This window comes from Pseudomonas sp. I8001, from assembly GCF_013385345.1.
Lineage (GTDB): Bacteria > Pseudomonadota > Gammaproteobacteria > Pseudomonadales > Pseudomonadaceae > Aquipseudomonas.
This window is the reverse complement of record NZ_JACAQC010000071.1, coordinates 1-11279: the sequence shown is the minus strand read 5'-3', so window position 1 is coordinate 11279 and position 11279 is coordinate 1. Positions and strand designations below refer to the sequence as shown.

The 11279-nt window shown below is 60.4% G+C and carries 10 protein-coding genes; 6 read left to right on the top strand and 4 right to left on the bottom strand.

Translation table 11 applies throughout. The features are described from left to right. Nucleotides 1–53: 53 nt before the first annotated feature. Both HX839_RS31405 and HX839_RS31400 read right to left on the bottom strand, forming a co-directional pair. Nucleotides 54–1184 (bottom strand): catalase family protein, encoded by a 1131-nt coding sequence (locus HX839_RS31405; RefSeq protein ID WP_003211127.1) that lies wholly within the window; start codon nucleotides 1182–1184, stop codon nucleotides 54–56. A gap of 31 nt (nucleotides 1185–1215) precedes the next feature. Beyond that, nucleotides 1216–3027: a di-heme-cytochrome C peroxidase gene (locus HX839_RS31400; protein WP_177068223.1), complete on the bottom strand. Its 1812-nt coding sequence runs from the start codon at nucleotides 3025–3027 to the stop codon at nucleotides 1216–1218. 246 nt (nucleotides 3028–3273) lie between these two features. Here HX839_RS31400 and HX839_RS31395 point away from each other — a divergent pair, with 246 nt between their 5' ends. The 5 genes from HX839_RS31395 (at nucleotide 3274) to HX839_RS31375 (ending at nucleotide 6123) form a co-directional block, all read left to right on the top strand. Continuing rightward, nucleotides 3274–4014, top strand: a complete 741-nt coding sequence (locus HX839_RS31395; RefSeq protein ID WP_003211122.1) for an FKBP-type peptidyl-prolyl cis-trans isomerase — start codon at nucleotides 3274–3276, stop codon at nucleotides 4012–4014. A gap of 463 nt (nucleotides 4015–4477) precedes the next feature. After that, nucleotides 4478–4933: a YkvA family protein gene (locus HX839_RS31390; RefSeq protein ID WP_003211120.1), complete on the top strand. Its 456-nt coding sequence runs from the start codon at nucleotides 4478–4480 to the stop codon at nucleotides 4931–4933. Nucleotides 4934–5030: 97 nt separating this feature from the next. Further along, entirely contained in the window at nucleotides 5031–5369 is a 339-nt protein-coding gene (locus HX839_RS31385) for a helix-turn-helix transcriptional regulator (protein ID WP_177068222.1), read from the top strand. Further along, nucleotides 5366–5737, top strand: coding sequence for a hypothetical protein (locus HX839_RS31380; protein ID WP_003211116.1), 372 nt, complete (start codon nucleotides 5366–5368; stop codon nucleotides 5735–5737). Before HX839_RS31385 ends, HX839_RS31380 begins: the two co-directional genes overlap by 4 nt. Further along, nucleotides 5737–6123, top strand: a complete 387-nt coding sequence (locus tag HX839_RS31375) for a sel1 repeat family protein (protein ID WP_177068221.1) — start codon at nucleotides 5737–5739, stop codon at nucleotides 6121–6123. Before HX839_RS31380 ends, HX839_RS31375 begins: the two co-directional genes overlap by 1 nt. A gap of 1 nt (nucleotide 6124) precedes the next feature. Here HX839_RS31375 and HX839_RS31370 read toward each other — a convergent pair whose 3' ends face one another. Both HX839_RS31370 and HX839_RS31365 read right to left on the bottom strand, forming a co-directional pair. After that, nucleotides 6125–7903, bottom strand: a complete 1779-nt coding sequence (locus HX839_RS31370; protein WP_023659268.1) for a bifunctional diguanylate cyclase/phosphodiesterase — start codon at nucleotides 7901–7903, stop codon at nucleotides 6125–6127. Nucleotides 7904–8015: 112 nt separating this feature from the next. Then, nucleotides 8016–10097 (bottom strand): carboxy terminal-processing peptidase, encoded by a 2082-nt coding sequence (locus tag HX839_RS31365; RefSeq protein ID WP_023659269.1) that lies wholly within the window; start codon nucleotides 10095–10097, stop codon nucleotides 8016–8018. A gap of 138 nt (nucleotides 10098–10235) precedes the next feature. Here HX839_RS31365 and HX839_RS31360 point away from each other — a divergent pair, with 138 nt between their 5' ends. Then, the gene (locus HX839_RS31360) at nucleotides 10236–11198 is read left to right on the top strand and encodes a zinc-binding dehydrogenase (protein ID WP_087694978.1); all 963 of its coding nucleotides are present in this window, start codon (nucleotides 10236–10238) and stop codon (nucleotides 11196–11198) included. Nucleotides 11199–11279: the final 81 nt, after the last annotated feature.

Here is an 11279-nt window from a genome sequence, read left to right as displayed (position 1 = left end):
GAACCAATAGCGGCCATAACCGCAGCAACGGATATGCACCCCACACCGCGGAGCTACAAATTCCGGCTATGCCGGTAATCACTGACCGCCTCATACACCGCCTTACGCAACCGATTAATCCCCCCAATCGGCCGATGCGCCTCCACCCCAAACCACGGATTAAACGACTGATTATCACAAGCCAGATTCAACGCCGGCGTATCAAAATCCTGCGCCGGAATCACCACCTTGGCCACCGTCTCAAACGGCGCATCACTCTCTTTCCATTCAATGCTGGTGTCCTCGATCGGCATGAACTTCTGCGGATTCTGCCGCTGAATCTGCAACACAAAACACGCCGCCACCCGGTCCGTCGACAGTTGCTGATTCAACGCACTGCGCAAAAAGTTCGGCAGGTCCTGATTCTGTTTGGGCAGCACATACGCAGGACACCCCTGGGGATCCGGCGCCACCCGAAACTTCGCATTCGCCGCCCCAAACTTATACGGCGACACCGAGAAATACGTCGTCTGCGTAGGACTCACCGGCGGCGGCGCCAACGTCGCCAGCGCGATAAACAAATGCCGCACCTGCCAACTGCGCGGATCCACCCCGGGGAAAAACGCCATGACTTTCTTGCCATCGGCCTGAGCCGAAATGTTCTGCGCATACTCCGCCACATCACTGACGAAAAAGTTCGGATGGCTGAACATCACAAAGTCCTGCTCACCCCGCGCCTGCTGATCCGCCAGCAGCTGTTTGCCTGGCACGTCCAGCAACTTGATCGCCATCCCCCGGGCATCCCGGATGCTGTCGAACTGCGGATACGCATTGCCGTTGGACAGTCGCATCATCGCCTGCCAGGTCTTGCCCGGCTCGGCGAACACGCCCTGGCGCAGGGCCGGGTCGAGGTCCGCCAGTACGCTGACCTCGGCCTTCACGCAGCCATGGGCCTTGGCATGCGCATCCCGCAGGTAACGCGTGCCCTCGCGGTGTTGGTCGACGATGCGCACGGCGGTCTGGATGATGCCCTGGGTCATGGCCGCTTCACCCGGCGGGATCTGTTCGTCCGGCGATACCGGGCCGCTGTGCTGCCAGGCAAACCACAGGGTGGACAGCAACCAGCCCAGCAGGCCCAGGCCCACCAGCCACAACAGGGTCTTGCCGAGAAACGCGCCGAGGCGCAGCCAAAGTCGAGCGAGCATTTAAAAATCCTTTTCTGCGAAGTCGGTTGGGTCAGGGCAGTTGCTGTTCCAGCGGGCCGCCCAGCACTTTCAAATATTCCAGCAGCGCCCAGCGTTCCTGGGGCAGCAAGCCTCGGCCAATCACCCCGTTGCCACGCTGCCCGGCACGGAATTCGTGGCCGCTGTTGTGGTTGCCGGTGATGCGCGTATCGAACAGGAACGCGTTGGGGAACGCGGCGGTTTGATAGCCCAGGTGGCGCGGGTCGTATTCGAAGGTGCCTTTATAGAAGGTCGGGCTGCGCTCGTCCTGAGGCGAGAGCAATTGGTAGATCGTCGGCACCGAGCCGTTGTGCAGGAACGGCGGTGTCGCCCACACCCCGGCCAGGGGCCGTGCCTTGTAGGCACGCAATTCGCGTACGCCGATCGGCAGGCCGAAGCCGTCCAGGCGCGGGCGTTCGGCAGGTGTCACACCGGCGGCACGGTAGGCGTGGTCTTCGACAAACGCGGTGATGTAGGCCAGGCCTTTGGCTGAAGAGAGGCTGCGCAGGTCCAGCGGCTCGGTGGGCGTGGGGTGCAGTTCGACGTTCATTTTCGCCAACTCCGCCGGGTCCCATTGCAGGGCGCTGAGGTCGAAGCGGTGGTCAGCGATATTGTTGGCAGTAGCGGGGTCGGTGCCGATCACCTCCACCGGGAGCATTTTCAATTGTCGCACCGGGCGGCCATCGACCTGGGACACCGCTGGCACGTGGCAGCCGGCGCAGTTTTCCGCGAACAGTGCGCGACCCTGGGCGGCCAGCGGTTTGTCGATGGCGCCGAACAGGTCTTCGGGCCAGGTGGGTGGCTTGAGCCGTTGCAGGGTTTCTTCGATGGTATTCAGGTCGCGAACCCGCACGCTGGAGGCGTAGCGCGCATCGCCCTGGAGCGGCTGGCCGGCGCTGTCGAAGAAGTCCAGGGTGGCGCCGACGCCCAGGGCTTCGCCGATATTGCGGGCCATGGGTTGTTGGGCCGAGCCATTCCATTGCACCCAGTCGAAGGTCCAGATGTCCCACAGTTGCGGGTAGTCCACCGGGGCGTTGGCGATGCGGTAGTTGTCGGGGGAAATGGCGTCGCCAAAGCTGGCGTTGGCGATACGGCCAAAGGCGTCGGTGCGGCCCGGGCCTTCTTCGGTGGGGTAGAGGCCACGGTGGGTGTCGTTCCAGGCAACTTTGAGGAAGTTGTTCAGGGACTTCTTGAAATCCTGGCGCAGTTGCGCTGCGGTCTGGTCGTTGTAGTCATGGCCCAGCACGGTGCGGGCAAAGCGCTCGAATTTCCACGGGTTGTAGTAGGTCGAGGCCAGGCTGGCGACCAGTGCCTGGCCGAAGCTGCCGCCGCGCAGGGTCGGCACGCTGGACGGCAGCACATGTTGCGCCGGGCCACCGTCGATCCGCAGGCCCTGGCCTTTGAAGTTCAACTGGCCGGTGTGGCAGGCGGCGCAGGTGATGTCGAGGAACTCATCATTGCTGCCGGCATTTTTATGCCGGGCGAAACCCACCGGCAGGTTGCCGGGGTTCTGCGCGGTGGGCACCTGCTTGGGGTCTACCAGAAAACCAAAGCGCGCCAGGTACTCGGGCGTGGCGAAACGCTGCTCGGAGAACGGCAGTTCCAAGGCGGTAAACCAGGCATAACGCAGGCCCTTGACCTGGGTGCCCTGGGGCGTGAAATAGTAGATCTGGCGATCTGCGGCGCTCCATTGATCCTGATAGTGCACCTGTTCCACCGGCACGTAGACCGGCAGCTTCGGGTTGACCACGTAATAGAGCACCACCGCCAGGACCAGGCCCAGCAGTATGAAAATCATCAGCAAAACACGGGAAAAAATGCGCAAGATAACTATCCTTGTCGAGTTGTAGCGTTCTTATGCCATCAGGCCAGCAGTGCGGCAAGTGGCCATGAGTCTCGTTCCAGCGCTGCTGCCGTCCGTTGCAGGGCCCTGGATTGAATGAAAATGCTTTTAAACACGTGAACTTATCAGAAGTTTCCTGCTCACATGCCGGTAGCCATTGGTCGTGGCCGCCTGATAAGCTCGCGACTTTACTCGAATGCCCTTTTGGCACACGAACAAGGAAATAGCATGAAACAGCATCGGTTGGCGGCGGCGGTGGCCCTGGTTAGCCTGGTACTTGCGGGTTGTGATTCGCAAACCAGCGTAGAGCTGAAAACCCCGGCGCAAAAAGCTTCCTACGGTATCGGCCTGAACATGGGCAAAAGCCTTGCTCAAGAAGGTATGGATGACCTGGACTCCAAAGCGGTAGCCCAAGGCATCGAAGATGCCGTCGGCAAGAAAGAACAGAAGCTGAAAGACGACGAGCTGGTCGAAGCCTTCGCCGCACTGCAAAAACGTGCTGAAGAGCGTATGGCCAAGATGAGCGAAGAGTCGGCAACCGCCGGCAAGAAATTCCTCGAAGAAAACGCCAAGAAAGACGGCGTTGTCACCACCGCTTCCGGTCTGCAATACAAGATCGTGAAGAAAGCGGACGGTGCTCAACCCAAGCCTACCGACGTAGTGACTGTTCACTACACCGGCAAGCTCACCAACGGCACCACCTTTGACAGCTCCGTGGATCGCGGCAGCCCGATTGACCTGCCGGTCAGCGGCGTGATTCCGGGTTGGGTCGAAGGCCTGCAACTGATGCACGTTGGCGAGAAGGTCGAGTTGTACATCCCGTCCGACCTGGCCTACGGTGCCCAGAGCCCGAGCCCGGCGATTCCAGCCAACTCCGTGCTGGTATTCGACCTGGAACTGCTGGCCATCAAGGACCCGTCCAAGGCAGACGCTCCTGACGCACCGGCGGCTCCTGCTGCCAAGAAGTAATCAGCGCCTGAACACACAACGCCCCGTCTCGACGGGGCGTTGTTGTTTCTGGCCTGTGCGATCGTTCCCACGCTCTGCGATCGTTCCCACGCTCTGCGTGGGAATGCATCCCGTGACGCTCTGCGTCACCATTGCGCATAGCTCAAGCCTAGCGCTAACAGCAAGCGCGGAGCGCCACAGGCGGCATCCCCACGCAGAGCGTGGGAACGATCAGCTGAATCCAGGGCAAATTTAACCGAACCCATGCGGGCTAGAGCAGTCTGATAAAAGACCCGAGTACGGGTAGACGCAGATTATCTCCAAGTCAATGAATTCTTGGGTTTTTTTTATGTGCGCAAAAAACGCCCGATCTGACTGTAGGCCTTGTATTACGTGGCTTTCAGCCTGGAAAATAGGCTCTGTTCACAAGGTTATCCACAATTTGTGTGGATAACCTTTTCTGTCGCCTGGAACTGGAGTGACGATGAAAGCCCCGTTTAATTTCACCCGCTTCCTGCCCATGGCTGCTCGCCTGCTTGGCCGTGGGCGCTTGCCGACGTTGCTGTTCGCGGTCGCCGCCAAAGGCTCGAGCCAGGGCAACCGGCTGGGCAAGCTCAAGGATGACCTCAAGCTGCTCCAGGCCTTGTGCCTGGCCTACTGGCGCGGCGAGTACCGGGCCATCAGCCCCAAGGCGCTGATTTCGGTAGTGGCAGGGTTGATGTACTTCCTGAGCCCGATTGACGCGATCCCGGACTTTATCCCGGTGTTTGGCATGCTCGACGACATTGCTGTGCTGGCGTGGGTCATGAAGACCCTCGACGGCGAACTGAGCGCCTTTCGCGCCTGGCGCGAGCGTCAGCTCCCCGAGAAACTTGCGGTGGTTGAGCGCCTTCCTGCGACGCCTCAGCTGCTTACGCAAGAACACCTGAAAAAAAACTGAACCTTGGGAATATCCCCCTGCGCTCTTTGTGGCTGTTAGGATTACACTCCTAAGGAAAGTACTTACGAAGTAAGTGTTGTGATCCTACGGGGCAGTCATGGATATTCAGATAATTACAAAGGATGGCGAGCCCGAATATGCGGTTCTGCCATGGGCTCAGTATCAGGCGCTGTTAAAAGCTGCCGGTCAGCAACAGCCAACGCCTCCCGCTCCGACCATTAGCCAAGCCACTGCCGAACCGGATCTGCGCCCCCTGGAGCAGCTGCGAAGCCTGCGCGAGGCCAAGGGCCTGGCCATCGAGGTTCTGGCGCGCACAGTGGGCATCAGCCCGTCTTACCTGGGCCTGATCGAAAGCGGTGAACGCCAGCCGGACGCTGCCATCCGCCGCAGCCTGGCCTGGGAACTTGGCGTTGCAGGTTGGAGGGACGAAACGTGAGCGTACGCATCAGCCGTCAACATTGGGATGGGTTACTCAACGAGCTGGACCAGGCGCGCCGACAGCGCCACCTCTTGACCTACCGCGCCTTGCTGGAGCGCCTGCAATTTCCCACGCCGGCCATGCAGACCCTGACGGCTGCGCTGGAGCACCTGGCGGCGCTGGATGCCAAGGCCGACCAACCACTGCGCAGTTCCCTGGTGATCAGCCAGGGCGCCAGTCGCCTGCCACGTACCGGTTTCTTTGAATGTGTGGAGCGTCTCGGGCGCTTCTGCGGGCCGTCCGATGGCGTGGCCGCGGCGTCGTGGCACGCATCCGAAGTGGTTCGAGTATTTGAATACGATTATCCCGAGTCAGCGGAGGCGTAGTGTTCTGGAAGCTCAAGGCGTATGCCAGTTACTGGCTGGCGCGCAAGTTGTTTCATTGGTCCTGGTTCGTGCGACAGCCGCGTGGCTGGCATTGGCTTGAAGGCCAGTTCGCGCACATGGCCAATCTGGGCGACGTAGGAGCACAGAGTTTCTACGGACATATCCTGACGTTTCGTGGCAAGGGCCTCGGCGCCCGTGAAGAAGGCGTGCGACTGTTGCGGCTGGCGGCCCTGGCCGGCGATGGCAAGGCGGCCTACCAGGTTGGGGTGTTGAGCCTTGCGGGCAGCCTTGGCAAGGCGCCTGATCCTCTGGAAGCGGCACGCTGGTGGAAAATCGCCGCCCGAGCCGGGCACCCGTTGGCGCAGATGCGCCTGGAGCAACTCTGATCTAGAGCGGCTGCGGTTCTGCCTGGCCCAACTCCAGGCTGTCAATCACATGAATGCTGTAGCCCGCCACGTTCTTCGCGTGGTGCTTGGCTTGCGAGGCCAGTTCCGCCAACTGGCTGGCATCGAGTTGTCCACAGGCCTGTGGATACAAATGCACTACGCCGATGGACAGCGACAGCAGCGCAAACTCCTGGCGCACGCCCTGGCGGTTCAGTGCAACGAAACAGCCCGCGTCCAGATGCTCGCTGCGATAGAAGCGCCGGCACTGGGTGTGGAAGTCGTCCAGCAGCTGGTTCAGCCGCTTGCGCCAATCCTGCGGCCCCAGCACCAGCAAAAAGTCATCACCGCCGATATGCCCGACGAAGTCGCGGCTGGGGTCTACCCGGTCGTTCAGGCATTGCGCCAGGCACAGCAGCACTTCATCGCCCCGGCCATAGCCGTAGATATCGTTGAATGGCTTGAAACTGTCGATATCGACGTAGCAGATCACAGACTCGCGTTGTTGCTGCAACAGCCGCGTCAGGCACTGCTGGATGGGGACGTTGCCCGGCAGCAAAGTCAGCGGGTTGGCATAGCGTGCCTGCTGGATTTTCAGCTCGGTAATCAGCTTGAGCACATCGATCACCCGGCCCAGCCCCAGATAATCGCCGTTGAGGGTGATGATGAAATCTTCCTCGATCCGCTGGCGTGCGCGACTGGTGAGCAGGCGGCTGACCTGCTGCAAGGACTGGCTCAGTTCCACCGCGAGAAAGTCATCACTCATCAAGCGGCTGATGGGCTTGCGGGCGAACAGATCGGTGGCGAACGGCTTGAGTAGCGCATCTGACAGCGAGTGCCGGTGCACGATGCCAATCGGGTGGCCACGCTCATCCAGCACCGCCAGGGAATTGAGGTTGGCCTGGCGCCGGAAGGCTTCCAAAACCTGCGCCGTGGCGGTGTGCTGGCCCACGGCCGGTTGTTCGTTGAGCAGGGCGCTGAGGTCGCTGCCTTCGTCGTTCAGCGCGACGTTGGCGTTGTCGGGCTTGGGCAGCATCAACCGCGCTTCCTGCGGCGGGTGTTCCTGGGGGCGGCAGAGCAGGTAGCCCTGCACTAGGTCAACGCCCATTTCCGTGAGCACCGCCAACTCTTCCGGCAACTCGATGCCTTCGGCGATGACCTGGGCCCGGGAGGCCTTGGCGATTTGCAGGATGGAGCCGACAAACTCGCGCTTGAGGGCGTCCTGGTGGATGCCGTCGATAAAGTGTCGATCGATCTTCACGTAGTCCGGGCGCAGCTCCGACCACAGCCGCAGGCTGGAATAACCGGCACCCAGGTCATCCAGGGCAATCGAAAAGCCCATGGCGCGGTAGTGGTGCAGCGCGGTTTGCAGCAGTTGAAAATCGTCGGTCGGGGTTTGCTCGGTCAGTTCGATCACCACCTGGCTGGGCGGGATGCCGAAGTCGCTGAGCAGTTGCAGGGTACGGCCGGGCTGGTGGGCGGTCTCCAGCAGGGATTCGGGTGAGACGTTGAGAAACAGCTTGCCCGGCAGTTTCTGCTCGCTGAACCGCCGGCAGGCACTTTCCCGGCAGACCATCTCCAGCTCACTGAGACGCCCGGCGTGACGGGCCACGGAGAACAGTGCGACAGGGGAGTGCAAGGGGCTGTTGGACGGGCCGCGACTGAGGGCTTCATAACCGATGACGCGTCGTTCAGACAGGGAAATGATGGGTTGGAACAGGCTGTGCAAACTGCCTTGAGCCAGGATTGAGCCCAATGCATTCAGCTGTTCGGTCATGGTCATGATTTTCTCGGGTCGAAAAAAAAGGACCTGCTTTGGCAGGTCCTTCATTTCACGACAGAATGATGTCTATTTGATGACACTCCGAGGAGCGTTCACATTAAATCGCCATCATTTACTGCTTGGCCACCGTCTTGCTGATTTTCAAGTAGTCCAGCAGGATGCGCCCGGTCTCGCTCAGGTAGGCATCATCTTCCGGCTTGGTTTTATCAGGCTCGGCGGCGATCGCGTCTTCGTCTTCTTTCTTCAGCTCCTTGAGTGGAGCTTCGCCTTTCGCCTTGCGGCGGGCGTTCTCCAGCACCAGTTGCTGATTCTCGATGTCGGTGTGCTGCGCACGACGGTCGGCTTCGTTCAGGCTGACGGTTTTCTCTTCCATCAACTTCTTGGCCAGGGCCAGTTTGTCGCGGATGAAGATGAACTCGGCATCCTTGGCGGAGCGGGCTTCGTGATCAGCTTTCAACTCTGCGATGTACGGTTTGAACGGGTCTACCGCAGGCTTGATCGCAGGACGGATGGTGTCCCACGGCATCGCCTCGGGCAGGGCGCTCTCGCCGATTTCCTTGGTGTCGATGATCGACGGGAAATCGACGTCCGGCAGTACGCCCTGATGCTGGGTGCTCTGCCCGGAAACCCGGTAGAACTTGGCCAGGGTCAGTTTCAGCTCGCCATGGTTCAGCGGCTGGATGGTCTGCACGGTGCCTTTGCCGAAGGTCTGGCCGCCGATGATCAGCGCACGGTGGTAGTCCTGCATCGCGCCGGCAAAAATCTCCGAGGCGGATGCCGAGAGGCGGTTGACCAGCAACGCCATCGGCCCTTTGTAGAAGGCACCCGGGTTCTCGTCTTCCAGCACGTCGACACGGCCGTCAGCGTTACGCACCAGCACGGTCGGACCCTTGTCGATAAACAGGCTGGTCAGCTCGGTGGCTTCCTGCAGGGAACCGCCGCCGTTGTTGCGCAGGTCGATGACCACGCCGTCGACTTTTTCCTTCTGCAATTCTGTGAGGATTTTCTTAACGTCGCGGGTGGTGCTCTTGTAGTCCGGATCACCGGCGCGGAACGCTTTGAAGTCCAGGTAGAACGCCGGGATCACCACCACGCCGAGCTTGTAGTCCTTGCCATCCTGCTTGAGGTTGAGGACTTGCTTCTGGACGGCCTGGTCTTCGAGTTTCACCGCTTCACGGGTGATGGACACGATCTTGCTGGTCTGGTCGTTCGGTGCGTTGGTGTGCGGAATCACTTCCAGGCGCACCACGCTGCCTTTCGGCCCGCGGATCAGCTTGACCACTTCATCCAGGCGCCAGCCGACCACGTCGACCATCTCTTTGTCGGCCTGGGCCACACCGATGATCTTGTCGGCCGGGGCAACCTGCTTGGTCTTGTCGGCCGGACCTGCCGGCACCAGACGCACGATCTTCACCTGGTCGTTATCGCTTTGCAGGACGGCACCGATGCCTTCCAGCGACAGACTCATGTTGATATCGAAATTTTCCGCGTTATCTGGCGACAGATAATTGGTGTGCGGGTCGTAGGACATTGCGAAGGTGTTGATGTAGGCCTGGAAGATATCTTCGGCACGGGTCTGATCCAGACGTGCCAGCTGATTCTTGTAGCGCTTGGTCAACAGTTCCTGGATGGCCTTCGGCTCTTTGCCGGCGATCTTCAAGCGCAGGACTTCATCCTTGACGCGCTTGCGCCACAGGTCGTCCAGCTCGGCCTCGGTGGTCAGCCAAGGAGCGTCCTTGCGGTCAACCAGCAAGGTCTCTTTCTTGGTGAAGTCGAACTTGTCGACACCTTTGTCCAGCTCACCAATGGCGAAGTCCAGACGCGCTTTGACGCGGTCCAGGTAGCGCTTGTAGATGGTGAAGCCGGGCTGCAGGTCACCGCTCTTGAGGAAGTCGTCGAACTGCGTCTTCCACTTGTCGAACTCGGTGATGTCGCTGGCCAGGAAATAGCTGCGCGAGGGATCCAACAGCTTGAGGTAGCTGTCGTAAATGATCACCGAACGAGCGTCGTCCAACGGCGGCTTGCTGTAATGGTGGCGCTTGAGCAACTCGACGACGTTAAGGCTTGCAATCACCTCATCGCGATCAGGCTGAAGGTTGTCCCAGCTGTTGGCTGCGAACGTATTGCTCGACAGCGGCAAAAGGCCGATACCGATAAAAAGAGCGAGGGCGGTGCTGGGGAACAAATGCTTCATGCTGATTCGACGCGGGGGCAATTGATAACGCATATTAGGCCGTCTTTGAAGTCGCCGGTTCCATATGGGCCGGTCGCATAATGCAAAAAGCCCGACGCTACAGCAACGGGCTCAGTCCAGACTCACTATGGAGGCACTGTGAAAGCATTGCAAGGCGTTGAAGGTCATGTGGAGTGGCAAGAAGAGCCAAGTCCTACATGCGATGTAGGCCAAGTACGCATTCGCGTGGCGGCTGCGGGCCTGAATCGCGCCGATTTATTACAGCGTTCGGGGCTTTATCCGCCACCTCCCGGTGCCAGCCAGGTGCTGGGCCTGGAGTGTTCCGGGGTGATCAGCGAAGTCGGCGCCGGTTCGTCGTGGCAAGTGGGGGATCGGGTTTGCGCCTTGCTGGCTGGCGGCGGGATGGCTGAAGAAGTGGTGGTGGATGCGCGGCATGTGCTGCCGGTGCCGGAGGGCGTATCCCTGGTCGAAGCGGCCGGGTTGCCCGAGGTGTACAGCACCGCGTGGCTGAATCTGTTCCAGTTGGCGGGCCTCAAGCCCGGTGAGAAGGTGTTGTTGCATGCCGGCGCCAGTGGGGTGGGCTCGGCGGCGATTCAGTTGTGCAAGGCGTTTGGCAGCCCGTGTTGGGTCAGCGTGGGGTCGGCGGATCGCCTTGCGTACTGTGAAGCGCTGGGGGCTCAGGGGGGTGTGGTACGTACTGACGGCATCGAGGGCTTGAGGGATTTTGGACCGTTCGATGTGATTCTTGACCCGGTGGGGGGGAATTACGCGGCGCTGAATCTCAAGCTGGTGGCGCGTGATGGGCGCTGGGTGTTGATTGGGTTGATGGGGGGGCGTGAGGCGCAGATCGATCTGGCGCAGGTGTTGGCCAAGCGTGTGCAGGTGTTGGGGTCGACGTTGCGCAGTCGGGATGATCAGTTCAAGGCTGACTTGTTCAGTGACTTGAGCCAGCATGTTTGGCCGTTGTTTGCCGAGGGGCGCTTGAGTCCGCAACTGGCCAGGACGTTTCCGATCAAGGATGCCGAGGCTGCGTTTGCGGAGCTGGCGACTAATCGGATTTCCGGGAAGCTGGTGTTGGTGATTGACGAGAGTCTGACCTGATTTCAGATGCGACATTTGTGTTGGGGGGGAGTTGGGCTGGGTGTATATCCGTTATTTTCGTAACGGCGACTATTGGTTCCG

Excerpts from the sequence above, each read along its gene's own strand:
- HX839_RS31405 (WP_003211127.1), bottom strand. The coding sequence starts at position 1,184 with ATGCTCGCTCGACTTTGGCTGCGCCTCGGCGCGTTTCTCGGCAAGACC.
- HX839_RS31395 (WP_003211122.1), top strand. The coding sequence starts at position 3,274 with ATGAAACAGCATCGGTTGGCGGCGGCGGTGGCCCTGGTTAGCCTGGTA.
- HX839_RS31390 (WP_003211120.1), top strand. The coding sequence starts at position 4,478 with ATGAAAGCCCCGTTTAATTTCACCCGCTTCCTGCCCATGGCTGCTCGC.
- HX839_RS31385 (WP_177068222.1), top strand. The coding sequence starts at position 5,031 with ATGGATATTCAGATAATTACAAAGGATGGCGAGCCCGAATATGCGGTT.
- HX839_RS31370 (WP_023659268.1), bottom strand. The coding sequence starts at position 7,903 with ATGACCATGACCGAACAGCTGAATGCATTGGGCTCAATCCTGGCTCAA.
- HX839_RS31365 (WP_023659269.1), bottom strand. The coding sequence starts at position 10,097 with ATGAAGCATTTGTTCCCCAGCACCGCCCTCGCTCTTTTTATCGGTATC.